This is a genomic window from Glutamicibacter sp. FR1 (assembly GCF_047300825.1).
Taxonomy (GTDB): domain Bacteria; phylum Actinomycetota; class Actinomycetes; order Actinomycetales; family Micrococcaceae; genus Glutamicibacter; species Glutamicibacter nicotianae.
In genome coordinates, this window is sequence record NZ_CP178602.1 from 90,240 (window position 1) to 113,243 (window position 23,004).

General features: G+C 57.3%; 13 protein-coding genes, 5 rRNA genes and 1 pseudogene. 14 read left to right on the top strand and 5 right to left on the bottom strand.

Annotation, left to right across the window (positions count from 1 at the left end; genetic code table 11):
- Positions 1-332: 332 nt before the first annotated feature.
- Both ACLQ8T_RS00465 and rrf (ACLQ8T_RS00470) read left to right on the top strand, forming a co-directional pair.
- A 23S ribosomal RNA gene (locus ACLQ8T_RS00465) occupies positions 333-3,467 on the top strand.
- A gap of 163 nt (positions 3,468-3,630) precedes the next feature.
- A 5S ribosomal RNA gene (rrf, locus tag ACLQ8T_RS00470) occupies positions 3,631-3,747 on the top strand.
- A 415-nt stretch (positions 3,748-4,162) separates the two neighbouring features.
- On the opposite strand, the gene ACLQ8T_RS00475 is transcribed toward rrf (ACLQ8T_RS00470), so the two are convergent.
- Positions 4,163-5,599, bottom strand: a complete 1,437-nt coding sequence (locus ACLQ8T_RS00475; protein WP_413455087.1) for an IS1380 family transposase — start codon at positions 5,597-5,599, stop codon at positions 4,163-4,165.
- Positions 5,600-5,967: 368 nt separating this feature from the next.
- Here ACLQ8T_RS00475 and ACLQ8T_RS00480 point away from each other — a divergent pair, with 368 nt between their 5' ends.
- From ACLQ8T_RS00480 to ACLQ8T_RS00490, 3 genes and pseudogenes are all read left to right on the top strand, one after another.
- On the top strand, positions 5,968-6,168 hold the full coding sequence (locus ACLQ8T_RS00480) for a helix-turn-helix transcriptional regulator (RefSeq protein ID WP_038993722.1): 201 nt from the start codon (positions 5,968-5,970) through the stop codon (positions 6,166-6,168).
- Positions 6,165-6,785, top strand: a pseudogene (locus tag ACLQ8T_RS00485) (type II toxin-antitoxin system HipA family toxin). Before ACLQ8T_RS00480 ends, ACLQ8T_RS00485 begins: the two are co-directional and overlap by 4 nt.
- Positions 6,752-7,360, top strand: a complete 609-nt coding sequence (locus ACLQ8T_RS00490) for a type II toxin-antitoxin system HipA family toxin (RefSeq protein ID WP_413455358.1) — start codon at positions 6,752-6,754, stop codon at positions 7,358-7,360. Before ACLQ8T_RS00485 ends, ACLQ8T_RS00490 begins: the two are co-directional and overlap by 34 nt.
- An 18-nt stretch (positions 7,361-7,378) precedes the next feature.
- Here the strand turns inward: ACLQ8T_RS00490 and ACLQ8T_RS00495 are convergent, their stop codons facing one another.
- Both ACLQ8T_RS00495 and ACLQ8T_RS00500 read right to left on the bottom strand, forming a co-directional pair.
- Entirely contained in the window at positions 7,379-7,822 is a 444-nt protein-coding gene (locus tag ACLQ8T_RS00495) for a MepB family protein (protein ID WP_038993720.1), read from the bottom strand.
- A gap of 466 nt (positions 7,823-8,288) precedes the next feature.
- Positions 8,289-8,672 (bottom strand): hypothetical protein, encoded by a 384-nt coding sequence (locus ACLQ8T_RS00500; RefSeq protein ID WP_413455359.1) that lies wholly within the window; start codon positions 8,670-8,672, stop codon positions 8,289-8,291.
- A gap of 97 nt (positions 8,673-8,769) precedes the next feature.
- On the opposite strand from ACLQ8T_RS00500, the gene ACLQ8T_RS00505 reads away from it, so the two are divergent.
- The 9 genes from ACLQ8T_RS00505 to ACLQ8T_RS00545 all read left to right on the top strand — a co-directional run bounded on the left by ACLQ8T_RS00505 (position 8,770) and on the right by ACLQ8T_RS00545 (position 22,074).
- A 16S ribosomal RNA gene (locus ACLQ8T_RS00505) occupies positions 8,770-10,295 on the top strand.
- 596 nt (positions 10,296-10,891) lie between these two features.
- Positions 10,892-14,026: ribosomal RNA gene (locus ACLQ8T_RS00510) — 23S ribosomal RNA — on the top strand.
- Positions 14,027-14,189: 163 nt separating this feature from the next.
- A 5S ribosomal RNA gene (gene rrf, locus ACLQ8T_RS00515) occupies positions 14,190-14,306 on the top strand.
- The 16S, 23S and 5S rRNA genes sit together here, the layout of an rRNA operon.
- Before the next feature lie 173 nt (positions 14,307-14,479).
- Complete coding sequence (locus tag ACLQ8T_RS00520) at positions 14,480-16,453, top strand: M13 family metallopeptidase (protein ID WP_204719888.1); 1,974 nt, start codon at positions 14,480-14,482, stop codon at positions 16,451-16,453.
- A 138-nt stretch (positions 16,454-16,591) separates the two neighbouring features.
- Complete coding sequence (gene lysS / locus ACLQ8T_RS00525) at positions 16,592-18,106, top strand: lysine--tRNA ligase (protein ID WP_204719890.1); 1,515 nt, start codon at positions 16,592-16,594, stop codon at positions 18,104-18,106.
- 2 nt (positions 18,107-18,108) lie between these two features.
- Positions 18,109-18,276, top strand: coding sequence for a hypothetical protein (locus tag ACLQ8T_RS00530; protein ID WP_204719892.1), 168 nt, complete (start codon positions 18,109-18,111; stop codon positions 18,274-18,276).
- A 137-nt stretch (positions 18,277-18,413) separates the two neighbouring features.
- Positions 18,414-18,734 carry a histone-like nucleoid-structuring protein Lsr2 gene (locus ACLQ8T_RS00535; protein WP_038993581.1) on the top strand — a complete coding sequence of 107 codons (321 nt, stop codon included), beginning with the start codon at positions 18,414-18,416 and terminating at the stop codon, positions 18,732-18,734.
- A 268-nt stretch (positions 18,735-19,002) separates the two neighbouring features.
- Positions 19,003-21,516: an ATP-dependent Clp protease ATP-binding subunit gene (locus ACLQ8T_RS00540; protein ID WP_204719894.1), complete on the top strand. Its 2,514-nt coding sequence runs from the start codon at positions 19,003-19,005 to the stop codon at positions 21,514-21,516.
- Positions 21,517-21,606: 90 nt separating this feature from the next.
- Positions 21,607-22,074 carry a hypothetical protein gene (locus ACLQ8T_RS00545; RefSeq protein ID WP_413455360.1) on the top strand — a complete coding sequence of 156 codons (468 nt, stop codon included), beginning with the start codon at positions 21,607-21,609 and terminating at the stop codon, positions 22,072-22,074.
- Positions 22,075-22,106: 32 nt separating this feature from the next.
- Here ACLQ8T_RS00545 and ACLQ8T_RS00550 read toward each other — a convergent pair whose 3' ends face one another.
- Complete coding sequence (locus ACLQ8T_RS00550; protein ID WP_413455361.1) at positions 22,107-22,505, bottom strand: iron chaperone; 399 nt, start codon at positions 22,503-22,505, stop codon at positions 22,107-22,109.
- A 58-nt stretch (positions 22,506-22,563) separates the two neighbouring features.
- Positions 22,564-22,971, bottom strand: coding sequence for a VOC family protein (locus ACLQ8T_RS00555; RefSeq protein ID WP_413455362.1), 408 nt, complete (start codon positions 22,969-22,971; stop codon positions 22,564-22,566).
- Positions 22,972-23,004: the final 33 nt, after the last annotated feature.

Here is a 23,004-nt window from a genome sequence, read left to right on the forward strand (position 1 = left end):
CTCCTTTCCTGGTGAATGGTTGCCGGGGTTCTTCCTGTGGGGAGGGTCCTGGTGGTGTTCGCTTGGGTGAGGGGTTCTTGGTGTTTCGGTGTTTGTCCTGTGTTTGCTGCAAGGATGTCCTGTTGGATTGATGCTGGCCTTTGGTTGGTGTTGGTTTTGGGGTGTTGTTGCGGGGGTGCGGGGTTGTTGTTTGGGAACTGTATAGTGAACGCGAGCATCTTGCAGATGAGATGAGCTGGGTAGTCCTTTTCCTGGGATTGCCTGGTGTTGGAGTCTTGTCTGCGTGATTTTGTTAGATTGTTTTATTGCTCAATTCTGAGACTTTGATTTGTGTTGAAGTTTTTAAGGGCGCACGGTGGATGCCTTGGCATCAAGAGCCGATGAAGGACGTGGGAATCTGCGATAAGCCTGGTGGAGTCGATAACCGGACGTTGAGACCAGGATTTCCGAATGGGGGAACCCCGCACCATGTTATGTGGTGTGACCTGCAGCTGAATGTATAGGCTGTGTGGAGGGAACGCGGGGAAGTGAAACATCTCAGTACCCGCAGGAAGAGAAAACAACAGTGATTCCGTTAGTAGTGGCGAGCGAACGCGGATGGGGCTAAACCGGTTGGTGTGTGATAGCGGATAGGCGTTGCATCACCGGGGTTGTGGGGTTGACATGTACCAGCGCTATCTTGCTGGTGGGATGAGGTGCAGGCGTATAGGTGAATCGGTTGGAATGCCGGACCAGAGAGGGTGATAGTCCCGTAGGTGTAATGCGTGTCTGCCGTTCTAGTGTTGATACCCGAGTAGCACGGGGCCCGTGAAACCTTGTGTGAATCTGCCAGGACCACCTGGTAAGCCTGAATACTACTTGATGACCGATAGTGAATCAGTACCGTGAGGGAATGGTGAAAAGTACCCCGGGAGGGGAGTGAAATAGTACCTGAAACCGTGCGCTTACAATCCGTTAGAGCCTGGGACTTGTTCCTGGGTGATGGCGTGCCTTTTGAAGAATGAGCCTGCGAGTTAGTGTTACGTCGCGAGGTTAACCCGTGTGGGGAAGCCGTAGCGAAAGCGAGTCTGAATAGGGCGTTTGAGTGGCGTGATCTAGACCCGAAGCGAAGTGATCTACCCATGGCCAGGTTGAAGCGCGTGTAAGAGCGTGTGGAGGACCGAACCCACTTCAGTTGAAAATGGAGGGGATGAGCTGTGGGTAGGGGTGAAAGGCCAATCAAACTTCGTGATAGCTGGTTCTCCCCGAAATGCATTTAGGTGCAGCGTTGCGTGTTTCTTGCTGGAGGTAGAGCTACTGGATAGGCGATGGGCCCTACAAGGTTACTGACCTTAGCCAAACTCCGAATGCCGGCAAGTGAGAGCGCAGCAGTGAGACTGTGGGGGATAAGCTTCATAGTCGAGAGGGAAACAGCCCAGAACGCCAACTAAGGCCCCTAAGCGTGTGCTAAGTGGAAAAGGATGTGGAGTTGCTGTGACAACCAGGAGGTTGGCTTAGAAGCAGCCACCCTTGAAAGAGTGCGTAATAGCTCACTGGTCAAGTGATTCCGCGCCGATAATGTAGCGGGGCTCAAGCACACCGCCGAAGTTGCGTCATTCAAGTATTAGCCTGGTTTCGATTGGGTGCTTGGATGGGTAGGGGAGCGTCGTGTGGACGGTGAAGTCGCGGTGGAAACCAGCGGTGGAGGCCACACGAGTGAGAATGCAGGCATGAGTAGCGAATGACGGGTGAGAAACCCGTCCGCCGAATGATCAAGGGTTCCAGGGTTAAGCTAATCTGCCCTGGGTTAGTCGGGACCTAAGGCGAGGCCGACAGGCGTAGTCGATGGACAACGGGTTGATATTCCCGTACCGGCGAAGGACCGCCCATACCAAGCTGTGGATGCTAACCATGACGGATCATGGCTGTTGCGGCCTTCGGGTTGCTGGTTGTGTGATGTGGTGGGAACCGATGCAGTGAGGTCAGCGTATTAACAGGTGTGACGCAGGAAGGTAGCCGAGCCAGGCAATGGAATTGACCTGGTCCAAGGGTGTAGGAAGAGTGGTTGGCAAATCCGCCGCTCATATGTTCTGAGACCTGATAGGCGCCCCGTTTATGGGGTGATTCGGTGATCCTATGCTGCCTAGAAAAGCATCGGCGCGAGGTCCCAGTCCGCCCGTACCCCAAACCGACACAGGTGATCAGGTAGAGAATACTAAGGCGATCGAGAGAATCATGGTTAAGGAACTCGGCAAAATGCCCCCGTAACTTCGGAAGAAGGGGGGCCTGCCCCGTGATGGAGACGTGCTCTCCGGAGGCGGGTGTGGGCCGCAGAGACCAGGGGGAAGCGACTGTTTACTAAAAACACAGGTCCGTGCGAAGTCGCAAGACGATGTATACGGACTGACTCCTGCCCGGTGCTGGAAGGTTAAGAGGACTGGTTAGCCCTTGTGGCGAAGCTGAGAATTTAAGCCCCAGTAAACGGCGGTGGTAACTATAACCATCCTAAGGTAGCGAAATTCCTTGTCGGGTAAGTTCCGACCTGCACGAATGGAGTAACGACTTCCCCGCTGTCTCAACCATGAACTCGGCGAAATTGCAGTACGAGTAAAGATGCTCGTTACGCGCAGCAGGACGGAAAGACCCCGAGACCTTTACTATAGTTTGGTATTGGTGTTCGGTGCAGCTTGTGTAGGATAGGTGGGAGACTGTGAAGCTTGGACGCTAGTTCAGGTGGAGTCATCGTTGAAATACCACTCTGGCTGTACCGGTCACCTAACTTCGGACCATGATCTGGTTCAGGGACAGTGCCTGATGGGTAGTTTAACTGGGGCGGTTGCCTCCTAAAATGTAACGGAGGCGCCCAAAGGTTCCCTCAGCCTGGTTGGCAATCAGGTGTCGAGTGTAAGTGCACAAGGGAGCTTGACTGTGAGAGTGACAGCTCGAGCAGGGACGAAAGTCGGGACTAGTGATCCGGCGGCACCTCGTGGAAGGGCCGTCGCTCAACGGATAAAAGGTACCTCGGGGATAACAGGCTGATCTTGCCCAAGAGTCCATATCGACGGCATGGTTTGGCACCTCGATGTCGGCTCGTCGCATCCTGGGGCTGGAGTAGGTCCCAAGGGTTGGGCTGTTCGCCCATTAAAGCGGTACGCGAGCTGGGTTTAGAACGTCGTGAGACAGTTCGGTCCCTATCCGCTGCGCGCGTTGGAAATTTGAGAAGGGCTGTCCTTAGTACGAGAGGACCGGGACGGACGAACCTCTGGTGTGTCAGTTGTACTGCCAAGTGCATCGCTGATTAGCTACGTTTGGAAGGGATAACCGCTGAAAGCATCTAAGCGGGAAGCCTGCTTCGAGATGAGATTTCCATGCACCATTGTGTGTGAGAGGCCCCCAGCTAGACCACTGGGTTGATAGGCAGGATGTGGAAGCAAGAACTGAAGACTTGTGCAGCTGACCTGTACTAATAGGCCGATGACTTACAACACACAATAAAACAATGATTTGAACTGATGATTTCAATGCTGTTCGCGTTCACTATGCGGTTACGAGACAACAACCTCAAACCGAGAATACTTGGCTTTGTGCGTGCTTTGCTGCATGCCACCGAAGGCAACACCAAACCGTAGGGTTTGTGTGCTTCGTGATTGTTACGGCGGTCATAGCGTGGGGGAAACGCCCGGTCCCATACCGAACCCGGAAGCTAAGGCCCATTGCGCCGATGGTACTGCACTCGTGAGGGTGTGGGAGAGTAGGTCACCGCCGGACTTAACCTAAATAATGGGTTTGAGGCTCTAACCAGTGATGGTTGGAGCCTCACCTGTTTAACGAGAAGGGGAGGGGGAATTGGGCAGCTGGTACTGCTTGGTTCCTCCTCCCCTTCTGCTTTAACGAGCTTGAGTGCTGGCCGCTAGCGCAGACCGCTGAAGGAACGACCAGGCAGGCATGGGGTTGTGGATGCAGCCATGGCTAAGCTGTGTCCCGATGTCGGACGCGCTTGAAGCGACTAACCCAACTTTTTCATGACGGCCCGGAAACCCACCAACGCACGGCCTAAGCCACGCACTGGTGGGTTTCCCCATTCCTGGGCACGACGAAGAGCGCCAACCACTGGCGCACGTGCCGGCCACCACCCGCCGAAAAGCATTGCTGTTGAAGGAATCAAGAACCAGGAACCAGCGGCTCAGGCCGCCAAGTGCCCATTCCGCCACTGACCAGCCAACAGGCTGATCCGCTCCTGCAACAGCAGCACCAACCCCGCTTCCGGCGCGTCCTGGTTGACCAGGAGCCGCGGCTGGCGGCTGCCGGTGACCAGCTTCCCCGCCAGCGACCAGACGCGGTACCGCCACCTCTTCAAGTCCCAGCACCCAGCTATGTGCTCGGCTGGCAGCACGGCCAGTTGCAGCCATATCACCAGGTTCAAGGCGAACATCGCCAGGTTCGCCCAGGCCTGGTTCGCACCGAACGCGAAGAACGGCAGCTTGCCCAACCCGGCAGCCTTCAGCGACTTGATCCGATTCTCGCAACGGCCCCGCGCCCGATGCCGCACGTCCAGGAACGCCGGATCAAACCGCGGAGCATTGGTCAAAAACGCAGTCACCCGATTCCCGTCCGTGTCGAATAAGCTGGCCTTCGCCCCGGGATGCAGGGGCTCGGCCCGCAAATAGATCCTGGTGCCCGGCGGATAATCCCTCAACCCCAAGATCTTGGTCGCGTCGATCACCCACGCATCCTCACGCTGCTCGCCGGTGGCGGTCAGCGCCGGCTCCCAATACTTCTTCTCATTGATCCACCCGATGAACCGCTCATTGACCACCGGCAGCGCGTACGAAGTGGAGAACTGCAAACCCAGGGCATCCAGGTGGTGCAAAAACTCGCGGGACGCACCAGCACTATCGGTGCGGACCAGAATCTTCTCACCGATCAGACACCCGTTTTGGTCATAGAAATCATCGGGCAGCTGAGCCAGCGCCTCGGTGAGGATGCTGATATGGTCCGCCGCGCTGTTGGCTCCCTTATTGCCGGGGCGCATCCTCACCGCCAGCACCTCGCCAGTGCCGTGGCCCTGGCCGTAATCGGCCATGGCGATCATCGGAGCGAAGCCGTACCCGCGCTTATAAGTGCCCTTGGCACCTTCCTTATCCGAGTGCACATGCACCAACGACGCATCAATATCCACAATAAGAGGATGGGTGCGGGTCGCCCGGACGGCGGGGCTACGCTTTCCTGCGGCAGCCCAGAGCCGGGAGCGAACCTCCCTTTGCATGGTCGCGAAGGCGTAGTCGAACGCGCCGGGATGCTCGGCGAGGCGGGTGAAGAAGCGGCTGAACGTCGCCTCGGAGGCAACCTGCCCGAACACGCCTGGAGTGGTGCGTAGCTGATCGGTATCGGTCACGTGTTCCCCGCCAGAGGCGAGCATCAACACCAGGTCGCTGATCATCTTCCCTGGCCGGTGGGTCGCGGTGGCGGGGACGAACTGGCTGAGCCGGTCCTCGGCCAGTTGACGGAACCCGAGGGTGTTGAGCAGGCCGGTCAGCGTGGACAGTCCTGCGTGGGACACCAGATTCTGGGAGGTGGTCATGGTTGGGAGCTGGGGGTAAAGGCCGGTATGATTGTTCATTGAAAGAGTGATCCTTGAACTCATGGAATTTTGGCTTAGACACCTTTATTTTCCCAGTTCAGATCACTCTTTCGTCTTTAATGACAGTTAATGACGTGGCCCATCATGAAACACCCGGGCTAAGCAGACGGCGTGGCCCTGGACCTCCGCGGCTCACTACGGGAGAGAACGCCCGCTCCGTTGCAGGTGCTTTATCCGATGGGTTCTGCTCCGCCAATCGGCAAGATCCTGCCTTTTGATGCCTCTGACAATCGATTGCTTGCACCTGGCTATCATTTCGGTAACTTGTTGCCGATTCTTGCTCCATGCTGAATGATAGTGAGCAGAATGTCGCCAATCGGCGCAATGCTGCCGGAAGAGGATCCTTCATGAATTCAGTGACTGAGCTAGGGGCCGAATTGCAGCGCGTTAGAAAACAGAATGGCTTGACGCAGGAACAGCTGGCTGAATTAGCTGGCATCTCCGAACGTACGCTGCGCTCCATAGAACGAGGGGCGGGAAACCCCTCCATTGAAGCGGTGCTCTCCGTCGCGGATGTACTCGGCCTTCGAATTCGCGTGGCCAAATGAAGCCGCAACTCCAAGAGCTCAAGCTTGTTACCAAGGCTGACGTCTACTGCAACGAAAACCTCGTCGGCACTCTAGCCAGACAGTCCGACGGAAGCGTGGCCTTCAGCTATAACAAGGACTACCTTGCACATGGTGACGCGGGCATTGCGACATCTTTGCCAGCTTCCCCGGAGGCATACGTTGGGCCTGGGGGCGCGTTGCCATCGTTCTTCTCGTGACTATTGCCCGAAGGCCATCGCCTGACCGTTCTCAAGGACGCAACTAAGACCAGCATCTCTGACGAGTTGACTCTGCTGATGGCAGTGGGCGCCGATACTCCAGGCAATGTACGCGTTGTTCCGGAAGGATCAGCACTGGAGCAAACCCCCGTGGTTGCTGAATTCAGCAGCACGGCCGAACTCGACTTCTCGGTCCTCGCGCGCACCTTGGACCGCCACTCGATCCCCGGCGTGCAAGACAAGATCAGCGCAACCATGCTGACAACACCAGTGGAGTTCAAGAACAGCGCCTATCTGCTCAAGCTTGATCCCCGGGATCATCCGCATTTGGTCGTTAATGAGGCGCAGCACCTGAAACAGCGCGATTGCTCAAACTTCCGGTCGCAAACAATCGGCTAGTACTGGATTCCACTGGGAGTCCGGGGCTGCTGGTCGAGAGGTTCGATCGCAAGGGTGTCGAGGGGGCGGATAGTCCCACGCGTTTGGCGTTGGAAGATGCCATGCAGGTATTGAACCTTCCGCCGGCAAGTAAGTATGCAGTGAGCACGGAACAAGCTATTGAGGCCTTAGCGCTGCAGTGCCAGGCTCCGGTGCTCGCCAGGCGGAATCTATACATGCAGTTCGTCTTTGCGTGGCTAACTGGCAACGGTGACTTGCATGGAAAGAACGTCTCGATTCTGGCGGACTTGCATGGACGGTTTCATGTAGCGCCCATCTATGACATCCCATGCACCCTGGTCTACGGCGATGACACCATGGCTTTGACTGTTGCCGGCAAGGCTAAGAATCTGAAGAAGAAGCACTGGACGGAGCTTGCAAGGGTGCTCGGCTTGGCTGACCGGGCCACGCAGTCAGCGAACCAGTTGGCATTGAAAGCCACATTGACTGTGGATCTCAGCGAGGTGCCTTTTGAAGGTTCACCTTTGCGGGGTGCGCAACGAGAACTCAGGTTCCGGCGCATGGAGCTGCAGTAGGAGTCTGAGCGGGACAAGTTAGTCTGCGAGCAACGTGAACGCAGGCAGCTGACTGTTCTGGCTTTTCTTCGCTTGCCCCTTAAGGCCAGCCGTCCATGATGGATAGACGCGGAAACCGCGCTTGCCTGGAGCCGATGCTGAGGCGAAGACGCCCAGCTCCTCGAGGTGCTGTTGAGTAAAGCGGAAGACGCCGAAACAGCCGGCTTCCTCGATAAAGACCATAACTCCGCGCAGTCCCTCTTCGGATTCGTAGGGGGCAGTAGTCCCAGTTTCGTCCCGATGCCATATGGCTACGAACCCACCTGGCTTTGTTGGCGTGATCCTTGCGGTCCTGATTCGCCACCGCTGTCCGTCAAGCTCAGTTACCCCGGCTTGATAATCGCTCTGCTGTTCTTCGGGAGTCACCTCGCCATACGATTGCCCAGTGAGGTGGCAATAGCGTTCCAACGCCGTGAACTTCATAGACTTCATCCTGTATTCGGTAGATCATCAAGTGGAGTGGCAGCGATCGAAATATCGCTGCTATTCACCGTAGCCGAGGGTGGTGCTTACGTAGCACTGCGAGACCTGTATTGGGCCGGCATCAATGCCGACTGCTCTAGGTAGTCATTGCGCTGATGCCGCCTTGGCCGTCACGCGCATGGAACCTCCAGATGCATCGTTTCGCCATGTGCGTTCTCTTCTTGTGCCTTGCTCAGACTCACGCATGCGCCCGCATCGTCTAATCGGCTGATGTGGGCACAATTCATGGGTTCGCGTATATGCGTACGCTTCTCAAGGGTTCAATAAACTCGCTAGGTACAGGCGCTGATGCTCTGTGCAGCTGCGAAATAATGTTTACGCGCTCAGCCCTAGCTCGGTAATAATTGCCAGCGATTGGGCACATGGAAGGAGCCGAATCAGCAGTTCAGGAATTAAGTGTGCACGGTCACCCGCCAAAAACCACCCCGCCGATTTGCAGCACCCCGCAAACCCGTGTATAGTTTTTCCTTGTCGCCGAGAACAAAACGGAACAAAAAACCCGTAGCTCAACGGCGGCAGAACCCCAGAAAATCAAGGTTTTTCCACAGTCTTGTGGATAAAGAATTGAAAAGAATGGGAACCAAGAATACTGGTTCAAATCACAAACAATAGATTTGACTTCCAGAAATTCACGGTTATAGAATATGAATATAACGCTGGACGAAATTACCGCCTGGAATGGTGGGTAAAGAACCGGTAAGTGTTTGTTGTTTGAGAACTCAATAGTGTGCCAAGTTTGTTGATACCGAATATTTTTATTTGGTGAATACATAACATTTGCTTGAGGCATTGCACCCCCGTGCAGTGTTCTTGAGTGTTTTATTATTCGCCAGGACTTCATCGGCTTCGCCCTTCTTTTCCAAGGGGTTGCTGGTGGCTTTTTATTTTTTATGGAGAGTTTGATCCTGGCTCAGGATGAACGCTGGCGGCGTGCTTAACACATGCAAGTCGAACGATGAAGCCCAGCTTGCTGGGTGGATTAGTGGCGAACGGGTGAGTAACACGTGAGTAACCTGCCCCCGACTCTGGGATAAGCCCGGGAAACTGGGTCTAATACCGGATATGACCATGGAACGCATGTTTTGTGGTGGAAAGATTTATCGGTGGGGGATGGACTCGCGGCCTATCAGCTTGTTGGTGAGGTAATGGCTCACCAAGGCGACGACGGGTAGCCGGCCTGAGAGGGTGACCGGCCACACTGGGACTGAGACACGGCCCAGACTCCTACGGGAGGCAGCAGTGGGGAATATTGCACAATGGGCGAAAGCCTGATGCAGCGACGCCGCGTGAGGGATGACGGCCTTCGGGTTGTAAACCTCTTTCAGTAGGGAAGAAGCGAAAGTGACGGTACCTGCAGAAGAAGCGCCGGCTAACTACGTGCCAGCAGCCGCGGTAATACGTAGGGCGCAAGCGTTATCCGGATTTATTGGGCGTAAAGAGCTCGTAGGCGGTTTGTCGCGTCTGCCGTGAAAGTCCGAGGCTCAACCTCGGATCTGCGGTGGGTACGGGCAGACTAGAGTGATGTAGGGGAGACTGGAATTCCTGGTGTAGCGGTGAAATGCGCAGATATCAGGAGGAACACCGATGGCGAAGGCAGGTCTCTGGGCATTTACTGACGCTGAGGAGCGAAAGCATGGGGAGCGAACAGGATTAGATACCCTGGTAGTCCATGCCGTAAACGTTGGGCACTAGGTGTGGGGGACATTCCACGTTTTCCGCGCCGTAGCTAACGCATTAAGTGCCCCGCCTGGGGAGTACGGCCGCAAGGCTAAAACTCAAAGGAATTGACGGGGGCCCGCACAAGCGGCGGAGCATGCGGATTAATTCGATGCAACGCGAAGAACCTTACCAAGGCTTGACATGTGCCAGACCGCTCCAGAGATGGGGTTTCCCTTCGGGGCTGGTTCACAGGTGGTGCATGGTTGTCGTCAGCTCGTGTCGTGAGATGTTGGGTTAAGTCCCGCAACGAGCGCAACCCTCGTTCCATGTTGCCAGCACGTAGTGGTGGGGACTCATGGGAGACTGCCGGGGTCAACTCGGAGGAAGGTGGGGATGACGTCAAATCATCATGCCCCTTATGTCTTGGGCTTCACGCATGCTACAATGGCCGGTACAATGGGTTGCGATACTGTGAGGTGGAGCTAATCCCTAAAAGCCGGTCTCAGTTCGGATTGGGGTCTGCAACTCGACCCCATGAAGTCGGAGTCGCTAGTAATCGCAGATCAGCAACGCTGCGGTGAATACGTTCCCGGGCCTTGTACACACCGCCCGTCAAGTCACGAAAGTTGGTAACACCCGAAGCCGATGGCCTAACCACCTTGTGTGGGGGGAGTCGTCGAAGGTGGGACTGGCGATTGGGACTAAGTCGTAACAAGGTAGCCGTACCGGAAGGTGCGGCTGGATCACCTCCTTTCTAAGGAGCTAACCATTATTGGTTGCCCATGCTGGACACGAGTGTTGTCCGGGTGGGTTGCTCATGGGTGGAATATCAATGGACTCAATACTGGAAAACGTGCTGGCTGATGCTGGTGCGGGGTATTGGCTGTGGCTGCGTGGTGCTTGGGCATCTGCTAGTACGCATTGCAGGGGGTTTTCTTCTTGCGGTGCTGGAATGCGGTGTGTGGGTGTTGTGTGGTTTGTATGGTTTGGCATGCTGTTGGGTTTTGAGGCAACAAGCCTCCTTTCCTGGTGAATGGTTGCCGGGGTTCTTCCTGTGGGGAGGGTCCTGGTGGTGTTCGCTTGGGTGAGGGGTTCTTGGTGTTTCGGTGTTTGTCCTGTGTTTGCTGCAAGGATGTCCTGTTGGATTGATGCTGGCCTTTGGTTGGTGTTGGTTTTGGGGTGTTGTTGCGGGGGTGCGGGGTTGTTGTTTGGGAACTGTATAGTGAACGCGAGCATCTTGCAGATGAGATGAGCTGGGTAGTCCTTTTCCTGGGATTGCCTGGTGTTGGAGTCTTGTCTGCGTGATTTTGTTAGATTGTTTTATTGCTCAATTCTGAGACTTTGATTTGTGTTGAAGTTTTTAAGGGCGCACGGTGGATGCCTTGGCATCAAGAGCCGATGAAGGACGTGGGAATCTGCGATAAGCCTGGTGGAGTCGATAACCGGACGTTGAGACCAGGATTTCCGAATGGGGGAACCCCGCACCATGTTATGTGGTGTGACCTGCAGCTGAATGTATAGGCTGTGTGGAGGGAACGCGGGGAAGTGAAACATCTCAGTACCCGCAGGAAGAGAAAACAACAGTGATTCCGTTAGTAGTGGCGAGCGAACGCGGATGGGGCTAAACCGGTTGGTGTGTGATAGCGGATAGGCGTTGCATCACCGGGGTTGTGGGGTTGACATGTACCAGCGCTATCTTGCTGGTGGGATGAGGTGCAGGCGTATAGGTGAATCGGTTGGAATGCCGGACCAGAGAGGGTGATAGTCCCGTAGGTGTAATGCGTGTCTGCCGTTCTAGTGTTGATACCCGAGTAGCACGGGGCCCGTGAAACCTTGTGTGAATCTGCCAGGACCACCTGGTAAGCCTGAATACTACTTGATGACCGATAGTGAATCAGTACCGTGAGGGAATGGTGAAAAGTACCCCGGGAGGGGAGTGAAATAGTACCTGAAACCGTGCGCTTACAATCCGTTAGAGCCTGGGACTTGTTCCTGGGTGATGGCGTGCCTTTTGAAGAATGAGCCTGCGAGTTAGTGTTACGTCGCGAGGTTAACCCGTGTGGGGAAGCCGTAGCGAAAGCGAGTCTGAATAGGGCGTTTGAGTGGCGTGATCTAGACCCGAAGCGAAGTGATCTACCCATGGCCAGGTTGAAGCGCGTGTAAGAGCGTGTGGAGGACCGAACCCACTTCAGTTGAAAATGGAGGGGATGAGCTGTGGGTAGGGGTGAAAGGCCAATCAAACTTCGTGATAGCTGGTTCTCCCCGAAATGCATTTAGGTGCAGCGTTGCGTGTTTCTTGCTGGAGGTAGAGCTACTGGATAGGCGATGGGCCCTACAAGGTTACTGACCTTAGCCAAACTCCGAATGCCGGCAAGTGAGAGCGCAGCAGTGAGACTGTGGGGGATAAGCTTCATAGTCGAGAGGGAAACAGCCCAGAACGCCAACTAAGGCCCCTAAGCGTGTGCTAAGTGGAAAAGGATGTGGAGTTGCTGTGACAACCAGGAGGTTGGCTTAGAAGCAGCCACCCTTGAAAGAGTGCGTAATAGCTCACTGGTCAAGTGATTCCGCGCCGATAATGTAGCGGGGCTCAAGCACACCGCCGAAGTTGCGTCATTCAAGTATTAGCCTGGTTTCGATTGGGTGCTTGGATGGGTAGGGGAGCGTCGTGTGGACGGTGAAGTCGCGGTGGAAACCAGCGGTGGAGGCCACACGAGTGAGAATGCAGGCATGAGTAGCGAATGACGGGTGAGAAACCCGTCCGCCGAATGATCAAGGGTTCCAGGGTTAAGCTAATCTGCCCTGGGTTAGTCGGGACCTAAGGCGAGGCCGACAGGCGTAGTCGATGGACAACGGGTTGATATTCCCGTACCGGCGAAGGACCGCCCATACCAAGCTGTGGATGCTAACCATGACGGATCATGGCTGTTGCGGCCTTCGGGTTGCTGGTTGTGTGATGTGGTGGGAACCGATGCAGTGAGGTCAGCGTATTAACAGGTGTGACGCAGGAAGGTAGCCGAGCCAGGCAATGGAATTGACCTGGTCCAAGGGTGTAGGAAGAGTGGTTGGCAAATCCGCCGCTCATATGTTCTGAGACCTGATAGGCGCCCCGTTTATGGGGTGATTCGGTGATCCTATGCTGCCTAGAAAAGCATCGGCGCGAGGTCCCAGTCCGCCCGTACCCCAAACCGACACAGGTGATCAGGTAGAGAATACTAAGGCGATCGAGAGAATCATGGTTAAGGAACTCGGCAAAATGCCCCCGTAACTTCGGAAGAAGGGGGGCCTGCCCCGTGATGGAGACGTGCTCTCCGGAGGCGGGTGTGGGCCGCAGAGACCAGGGGGAAGCGACTGTTTACTAAAAACACAGGTCCGTGCGAAGTCGCAAGACGATGTATACGGACTGACTCCTGCCCGGTGCTGGAAGGTTAAGAGGACTGGTTAGCCCTTGTGGCGAAGCTGAGAATTTAAGCCCCAGTAAACGGCGGTGGTAACTATAACCATCCTAAGGTAGCGAAATTCCTTGTCGGGTAAGTTCCGACCTGCACGAATGGAGTAACGACTTCCCCGCTGTCTCAACCATGAACTCGGCGAAATTGCAGTACGAGTAAAGATGCTCGTTACGCGCAGCAGGACGGAAAGACCCCGAGACCTTTACTATAGTTTGGTATTGGTGTTCGGTGCAGCTTGTGTAGGATAGGTGGGAGACTGTGAAGCTTGGACGCTAGTTCAGGTGGAGTCATCGTTGAAATACCACTCTGGCTGTACCGGTCACCTAACTTCGGACCATGATCTGGTTCAGGGACAGTGCCTGATGGGTAGTTTAACTGGGGCGGTTGCCTCCTAAAATGTAACGGAGGCGCCCAAAGGTTCCCTCAGCCTGGTTGGCAATCAGGTGTCGAGTGTAAGTGCACAAGGGAGCTTGACTGTGAGAGTGACAGCTCGAGCAGGGACGAAAGTCGGGACTAGTGATCCGGCGGCACCTCGTGGAAGGGCCGTCGCTCAACGGATAAAAGGTACCTCGGGGATAACAGGCTGATCTTGCCCAAGAGTCCATATCGACGGCATGGTTTGGCACCTCGATGTCGGCTCGTCGCATCCTGGGGCTGGAGTAGGTCCCAAGGGTTGGGCTGTTCGCCCATTAAAGCGGTACGCGAGCTGGGTTTAGAACGTCGTGAGACAGTTCGGTCCCTATCCGCTGCGCGCGTTGGAAATTTGAGAAGGGCTGTCCTTAGTACGAGAGGACCGGGACGGACGAACCTCTGGTGTGTCAGTTGTACTGCCAAGTGCATCGCTGATTAGCTACGTTTGGAAGGGATAACCGCTGAAAGCATCTAAGCGGGAAGCCTGCTTCGAGATGAGATTTCCATGCACCATTGTGTGTGAGAGGCCCCCAGCTAGACCACTGGGTTGATAGGCAGGATGTGGAAGCAAGAACTGAAGACTTGTGCAGCTGACCTGTACTAATAGGCCGATGACTTACAACACACAATAAAACAATGATTTGAACTGATGATTTCAATGCTGTTCGCGTTCACTATGCGGTTACGAGACAACAACCTCAAACCGAGAATACTTGGCTTTGTGCGTGCTTTGCTGCATGCCACCGAAGGCAACACCAAACCGTAGGGTTTGTGTGCTTCGTGATTGTTACGGCGGTCATAGCGTGGGGGAAACGCCCGGTCCCATACCGAACCCGGAAGCTAAGGCCCATTGCGCCGATGGTACTGCACTCGTGAGGGTGTGGGAGAGTAGGTCACCGCCGGACTTAACCTAAATAATGGGTTTGAGGCCCTGGTACCGTTTGGTGCCGGGGCCTCACCTGTTTAACTAGACTATTTAAGCCGTACGCGCATCGGCGGTCCTCACCCTTCCTATCTTCATGGAAGTAGATAAGGTGTGTAGTAGAAATAACAAGATCTTCTACACGAGGGGCTTTCCTTGACCACCGAGACCACGAGTCCACTGACATACCGCGACGATTCAATTCGTCCCCAGGACGATCTCTACCGCCATAGCAATGGCAAGTGGTTCGAGACAGCAACGATTCCAGGAGATCAAGGAATTTACGGCTCCTTCATGGAACTCCGCGACCAGGCTGAGGCTGCGGTCCACGGAATCATTAATGAAGCAGTGCAGAAGGTCGATTCCGGTGCAGAAACTGACGCCGCCACCCAGCGCATTGCCCGCCTCTATAGCTCATTCATGAATGAAGCCGTTATCGAAGAACGCGGTGCAGATCCGGTTGCTGTCTTCTTGAATACTATTTCGGATATCCAGAACACCGAACAGCTGCTCGAAGTATGCGGTTTCTTCCAGCGCAAAGGCATCAGCGGCTTCATGGATATCGGCGCGATGAACGACGCCGGCAATCCGGACCGGAACCTGCTGACCTTCCTGCAAGGCGGCCTGGGCCTGCCCGACGAGTCCTACTACCGCGAAGAGCAGTTCGCTGAAACCGTAGCCGACTACCAAGAGCACCTCGGCCGGCTGCTGGGTCTTGGCAGCATTGCCGGCGCTGAAGCAGCCGCAGCCAGCGTCGTGGAGCTCGAGAAGGCGATCGCCTCTCACCACTGGGACCGGGTCAAGGTCCGCGACGCCCAGGCACGCTACAACCTGATGTCCGGAGAAGAGCTCGCCACGCTGTTCCCAGGGGTGACCACCTGGCTGGCAGGCGCCGGCATTGAGACGAAGTACTACAGCGAAGTTGTCGTCTGGCAGCCAAGCTACCTTCAGGGATTGTCTGAGCTATTCGGCTCCCAGCCGCTGGATGCCTGGAAGAACTGGTTGCGGGTCCAGGTGCTGCGCTCGTTCGCTCCCTACTTGTCCAGCGCATTCGTCAATGAGAATTTCTCCTTCTACTCGGCCAAGCTCGGTGGCGTGGAACAGCTCAAGGAACGCTGGAAGCGAGGTGTCGCATTCACCGAAGGTGCTGTTGGCGAAGACATCGGCCAACTGTACGTGGCTGAGCACTTCCCTGCAGAGGCCAAGGATGCCATGGACGCGCTGGTCCAGCGGCTCATCGAGGCTTACCGCATCTCGATCAGCGAACTGTCCTGGATGGGCCCGGAGACCATCGAAAAGGCACTGGATAAGCTTTCCAAGTTCCGTCCGAAGATCGGCTACCCGAACCAATGGATCGACTACTCTGCCATCCAGGCTGATGAACTGGACGTCATCGCGAATATTGCCTCGGCGAACGAATTCGAGTTCGCTCGTGAACTGAAGAAGATCGATGACGGGGTGGATCGCGAACTGTGGTTCATGTTCCCCCAGACGGTGAACGCCTACTACCACCCGCTGCTGAACGAAATCGCGTTCCCAGCGGCAATCCTGCGCCCGCCATTCTTCGACGTGAACCGTGACATCGCCTCGAACTTCGGCGGCATCGGCGCGGTCATCGGCCACGAAATCGGCCACGGCTTCGATGACCAGGGCTCGCAGTTCGATGGCACTGGCCAGCTGACCAATTGGTGGACCGATGAGGACCGGGCTTCCTTCGAGAAGCTGACCGCCAAGCTGGTGGACCAGTACAACGCGCTGTCCCCTTCAGAAGCCCCGGAACACAACGTCAACGGTGCACTGACCTTGGGCGAGAACATCGGCGACCTCGGTGGATTGGGCATTGCCTACAAGGCCTACAAGCTCGAGCTGGCGGCCCGCGGCATCCAGGAAGATGAAGTGATCGACGGTATCACCGGCGACCAGCGCTTCTTCTACTCCTGGGCCGAATGCTGGCGCACGCTGATCCGTCCGGAAACCGCGGTGGTGCGCGTGACCACGGACCCTCACGCACCCGGCGAATTCCGTTGCAACCAGGTGCCGAAGAACCTGGATTCCTTCCACGAGGCCTTCGGAACCAAGCCGGGCGATGGCATGTGGCTGGATCCGGCCGACCGCGTGGAAATCTGGTAAACCGCATCACCTAATGGATGGGGCAGGGGCAAAGCAGGCTTTGCCGCTGCCCCATCCTGCGTTGCGGGCCAAGAACACTGTGTAAGGCTGATCATGAAGGGCTTCAACTGCGCGCCATGACACGTAGAATGGACTATTGTGACTTCCGAAAATAATTCCGCACCGGCCCCAAATCCAAACGACCAGCGACAGGTGCGCGCCGATAAGCGCAACCAGCTGCTGGCCAAGGGCGAGGAAGCCTACCCGGTAGGCATTGCCCGCACCCACTCGTTGCAGGAAATCCGCGACAAGTACGAGCACCTCGAAGCCGGCGAGGAGACCGAGGACGTCGTCGGCATCGTCGGCCGCATCGTTTTCATGCGCAACACCGGCAAGCTGTGCTTCGCCACCTTGCAGGAAGGCGGCCAGAAGGGCGAAGGGGTTCGCCTGCAGGTCATGCTCTCGCTGGCCAACGTCGGCGAAGAGCGCCTGGCGCAGTGGAAGTCGCTCGTCGATTTGGGTGACCACGTATTCGTGACCGGCAAGGTCATCTCCTCGCGCCGCGGCGAGCTGTCCATCATGGCCGATGCCTGGGAAATGGCTTCCAAGGCCCTGCGCCCGCTGCCGGTGCTGCACGCCGACCTGAACGAAGAGACCCGCGTGCGCCAGCGCTACGCCGATTTGATCGTGCGCGACGAAGCCCGCGAGATGGTCTACAAGCGAGCCGCGATCATCCGCGCCGTGCGCAACACCCTGGAGAGCCGCGGCTACGTCGAGGTTGAGACCCCGATGCTTCAGCTGGTTCACGGCGGCGCTTCGGCTCGCCCGTTCAAGACCCACCTGAACGCCTTCGACCAGGAAATGACCCTGCGCATCGCCACCGAGCTGTACCTCAAGCGTTGCGTCGTCGGCGGCGTCGACCGCGTCTTCGAGGTGGGACGCATCTTCCGCAACGAGGGCGTCGACTCGACCCACTCGCCCGAATTCACCACCCTTGAATCCTACGAAGCCTATGCCGACCAGTACGTCATGGCCGACCGCATCAAGGAAATCATTCTCAACGCAGCTGACGCCATCGGCGCAGGCCGCACCATCGAGACCCCCAAGGGCACCGTCAACCTGGACGGCGAATGGCGCTGGGTCAGCGTCTACCCGGGCCTGTCCGAGGCTGTTGGCGTGGAGATCACCCCAGACACAGACGCATCGGTGCTGCGCGAGATCGCCGCGAAGCACGAAGTGAAGATCGATCCGGCCTGGGGAGCACAGAAGCTGGTCATCGAGCTGTTCGGCGAAATCGTCGAACCGACCTTGATCGACCCGACTTTCGTGTGCGATTACCCGCCTCTGGCACAGCCGCTGGCGCGTCCACACCGCTCGAAGCCGGGTGTTATCGAAGCATGGGACCTGATCATCGGCGGCATGGAGCGCGGCACTGCATTCTCCGAGCTAATTGATCCGGTAATCCAGCGCGAGCGCCTGACCGAGCAGTCCTTGATGGCTGCCGGCGGAGACCCAGAAGCAATGCAGCTTGATGAAGACTTCCTGCGTGCCCTGGAATACGGTGCACCGCCAATGGGCGGCATCGGCTTGGGCATCGACCGACTGGTTATGCTTTTCACCAACGTCGGTATTCGTGAAACTATTCTGTTCCCACTGCTAAAGCCGGAGGCATAAGAATGCCATATATTGAGGCGATCGTCCCGACAATCTGCCTGGCGCTGCTTTTCTGGTACGTGATGAAAGCTATTACAAACGCGGATCGAAAAGAACGCCAAGCTGAAGCTGAAGCTGATGCGCTAATTCAAAATCGCTCGGATTCAAATAATCCAGTAAACGAGAATTAGTCGTTCCTGATAGAACCTTGTGAATTCTGATGATAATTAGAATTTATCGTGCCTATTTGTATATGCTTGTTGTTTGAAATGGACTGATGGCTGAATGCCGATCCGTCCAGTACATTCAAGCTCGGAGGAATCCCTAAATGGCACGTCAGGTTCAAATTGCCCTGATCGACGATATTGATGGTAGCGAGGCAACTGAATCAATTGCATTCAGCGTCGCTGGTCAGCATTTTGAAATCGACCTGAACGACGAGCATGCTGCTCAGTTCCATGCAGCCATCGAGCCGTACATCGAAGCGGCTCGTTCGTCAAAGCAGACTGCAGCGAGCGAAGCTCCAGCAATCCGCGCATGGGCGAAGGAAAACAACATCAAGGTCAACGCACGCGGGCGCCTTAATGCAGAGGTTGTAGACGCCTACAACGCTGCAATGCGAAAGGGTGGTCGAGGCCGCGCGAAGTAATTCGCGAGGTTTTGCACAAGTCTCAAATAGGAGCCGGCACGCAATGCGTGCCGGCTCCTATTCTTATAACGATGTTCGTTATTCACGATGGATTTTCATTGAAGATTGCAATATTGGCGAACCAAGTAATTCGCATTATAAATTGCATGCCTATTGCTGATTCCCGGTAACGGGGAGCGGTATCGGTTATCCCTGTGGCGAACAAGGGAGCATTGCGGGCGCATGGTGCGTAGCATCGAATTATTGGTAAGCAAGGAGTGTGCCGAAGATGTTTGAGAGATTTACCGACCGTGCCCGCCGAGTTGTCGTGCTCGCCCAAGAAGAGGCGCGCATGCTCAACCACAACTACATCGGCACCGAGCACCTGTTGCTCGGTCTAATCCACGAAGGCGATGGCGTCGCCGCAAAGGCGCTCGAGTCGCTGAATATTTCGCTGGGTGCCGTTCGTGAGCAGGTTCAGGAGATTATCGGCAAGGGCCAGCAGGCGCCTTCCGGTCATATCCCGTTCACTCCTCGCGCCAAGAAGGTCTTGGAGCTCTCGCTGCGCGAAGCGCTGCAGCTGGGACACAACTACATTGGTACCGAGCACATCCTGCTCGGCCTGATCCGCGAGGGCGAGGGCGTCGCAGCCCAGGTTCTGGTGAAGCTTGGCGCCGACCTCGGTCGCGTGCGCCAGCAGGTCATCCAGCTGCTCTCTGGCTACCAGGGCGGCAAGGAAACCGCATCCGCTGGCGTCAGCTCGGGCGGACAGCAGGAAGGTACCCCTGCAGGCTCGGCAGTGCTCGACCAGTTCGGCCGCAACCTCACCGCAGCCGCCCGCGAAGGCAAGCTCGACCCGGTGATCGGCCGCGAGCACGAGATGGAACGCGTCATGCAGGTCCTCTCGCGCCGCACCAAGAACAACCCGGTGCTGATCGGCGAGCCCGGCGTCGGCAAGACCGCCGTTGTCGAGGGCCTGGCCCAGGCCATCGTGCGCGGCGACGTACCGGAAACCATCAAGGACAAGCAGCTGTACACCCTGGACCTCGGTTCGCTGGTGGCCGGCTCCCGCTACCGCGGCGACTTCGAGGAACGCCTGAAGAAGGTCCTGAAGGAAATCCGCACCCGTGGCGACATCATCCTGTTCATCGACGAGATCCACACCCTGGTCGGTGCCGGTGCCGCCGAAGGTGCCATCGATGCCGCGTCGATCCTCAAGCCGATGCTGGCTCGTGGCGAACTGCAGACCATTGGTGCAACCACCTTGGACGAGTACCGCAAGAACATCGAGAAGGACGCCGCGCTCGAGCGCCGCTTCCAGCCGATCCAGGTCAAGGAACCTTCGGTTGAGCTGACCACGCAGATCCTGCGCGGCCTGCGCGACCGCTACGAGGCGCACCACCGCGTGACCATTACTGACGGCGCGCTGCAGGCTGCCGCCCAACTGGCCCACCGCTACATTTCCGATCGCTTCCTGCCGGACAAGGCAGTTGACCTGATCGACGAGGCCGGCGCACGCCTGCGCATCCAGCGCATGACCGCGCCACCGGCACTGAAGGAAATGGACGAGGAAATCGCCACCGTGCGCCTGGAGAAGGAAGCCGCGATTGACGCGCAGGACTTCGAAGGTGCAGCCTCGCTGCGCGATAAGGAATCCAAGCTGATCGAGGCCCGCAACGAGAAGGAGAAGTCCTGGCGCAATGGCGACATGGACGAAATCTCCGAGGTGACCGAGGACCTCATTGCAGAGGTGCTTGCCAACTCCACCGGAATCCCGGTAGTGAAGCTGACCGAGGAAGAGTCCTCGCGCCTGCTCAACATGGAAGAAGAGCTGCACAAGCGCGTTATCGGCCAGGACTCGGCCATCAAGGCCATCTCGCAGGCGATCCGCCGCACCCGTGCCGGCCTGAAGGACCCGAACCGTCCAGGCGGCTCGTTCATCTTCGCCGGCCCGACCGGCGTGGGCAAGACCGAGCTGGCCAAGGCGCTGGCGGAGTTCCTCTTCGGCGAGGAAGACGCGCTGATCACCCTGGACATGTCCGAATACTCGGAGAAGCACACCGTTTCCCGCCTGTTCGGTGCCCCTCCAGGCTACGTCGGCTACGAAGAGGGCGGTCAGCTGACCGAAAAGGTCCGCCGCCGTCCGTTCTCCGTGGTGCTCTTCGACGAGGTGGAGAAGGCCCATGCGGACCTGTTCAACTCGCTGTTGCAGATCCTGGAAGACGGACGCCTGACCGACTCCCAGGGCCGTGTGGTGGACTTCAAGAACACCATCATCATCATGACCACCAACCTCGGTACCCGTGACATCTCCAAGGGTGTGTTGACCGGATTCCAGTCGGCCGCGGATACCAAGACCGGCTACGAGCGGATGCAGGCCAAGGTCCAGGAAGAACTGCGCCAGCATTTCCGCCCTGAGTTCCTGAACCGTGTTGACGACACCGTGGTCTTCCCGCAGCTGAACCAGGAGGAGATCGAGGAGATCGTCGACCTGTTCATCGCACGCCTGGCCAAGCGCCTGCAGGAACGCGATATCACCATCGAGCTGACCCAGGCTGCCCGCAGCCTGCTGGCCCAGCGCGGCTACGATCCGGCAATGGGTGCACGCCCGCTGCGCCGCACCATCCAGCGCGACATCGAGGACCAGCTCTCCGAGCGCATCCTCTTCAGCCAGATCGTTGCCGGCCAGAAAGTCACCGTGGACGTCGAGGGCGAAGGCGAGAGCCGCAAGTTCGTCTTCCACGCCGAAGGCGGCACCGGCCAGCTGGAAGGCGAGCCGGCACCGGCAGCCCTGGAAAGCTGAGCCGTTAGCGGAATCACCACTAGCCGTGGAACTGGGAAATCCAGTTCCACGGCTATTGGCTTTAATCCGCCCATGTCGTAGGGTCAACACATGAAGATGCGAAGAAAGGGGCAGCAGATGATTGCCGCATCCTGCCTCGCCGTCATGGCCTATTTGGCCCTGTACCTTTTCCTGCGGCCCGAGCTTCCGGAACAGCTGGTGCGCCACGCAGGAGCCGATGGCGCCGGATACAGCCCGACATGGCTGGTGATGCTCGTAATCGGCGCCGTGGCCACGCTCAGCATTGCCATCGGCATCATCGCGTACCGCGACTTCACCTCACTGGGGCACTGGAATCCCGGGCCGAAATCCATTGTGGTCTGCTTCATGGCAGCTGGATTCGGAATCCTCGGGCTCGGTGCCGCCATGCTGTTCACCGTCTTGGGTCAAGACGCCGCCCAGCTGGGCTCCTTGCCTGTCGGCATGGGGCTGATCGGTTTGCTCGGGGTCTTCGCGCTTTCTGCCGGGTTGCTGGCCAGGGCCCTGCCCAGGGCAGAGCAAGAGGCCCTCGATGACTGAGAGGCGATCGAGGCCCGCCTTGCCAGCCGGACTTAGCGGCCTACCGCCTTGGCGACCGGCGCGGCAAGCTTTTCCTCCAGCTGCTCATCAAGCGCGGTAATGGCGAATGACGCGGGCCAGAGCGTGCCCTCGTCGAGCTGCGCAACATCGTTGAAGCCGAAGGTCAGGTAGCGGGTGCCGAACTTCTTGGCATCCTGCATGAAGCACAAGATCTTGCCGTCCAAGGCGTAGGCTGGCATGCCATACCAGGTTTTCGGTTCCAACTCAGGAGCCGTGGAGGTGACGATCCGGTGCAGCTTCTCGGCCAGCACCTTGTCGTTTCCTTCGAAGGAAGCAAGCTTCTCTCCCACTTCACGTCGAGCCTGCTCGGCCTTCTCGGCCTTGGTCATGCGCTTCTTCGGAACGTGCACCTCAGCGGCGCGCTCTTTCATCGCGGCCTTCTCAGCGGCCGAAAAACCCTCTTGTTCAGTACTGCTTATGCTTTTCTCCCTAAACCGTTTGGCTGATACGGACCATATTTCCCGAAGGGTCGCGGAATGCGCAATCGCGCGGACCCCACGGCTGATCCATCGGCTCCTGCAGGACTTCAGCGCCCGAGGCACTCACGGTCTCGAACACCTTGTCCAGGTCGGTAGTGGAAAGCACCAGCGGACCGATGGTTCCCTTGGCTACCAGCTCGGCCAGGGCCTGCGCATCGGCGTCGGAGCGGCCGGCGCCCGGAGCCGAAAGCACCAAGCTGGTGCCGGTGCCATCGGAGCCCGCAAGCGAGACCCAGCGGAAGCCGCCGTTGGCGACATCTGAAATTACCGTGAAGCCCAGCGCATCGCGGTAGAACGCGAGCGCCTCATCTACATCGAGCACGGTCAACGGGACATGAGTGATTGAAATATTTGCCATGGCTCCAGCCTAGGCAGCGCCGCGCAGCTCGCG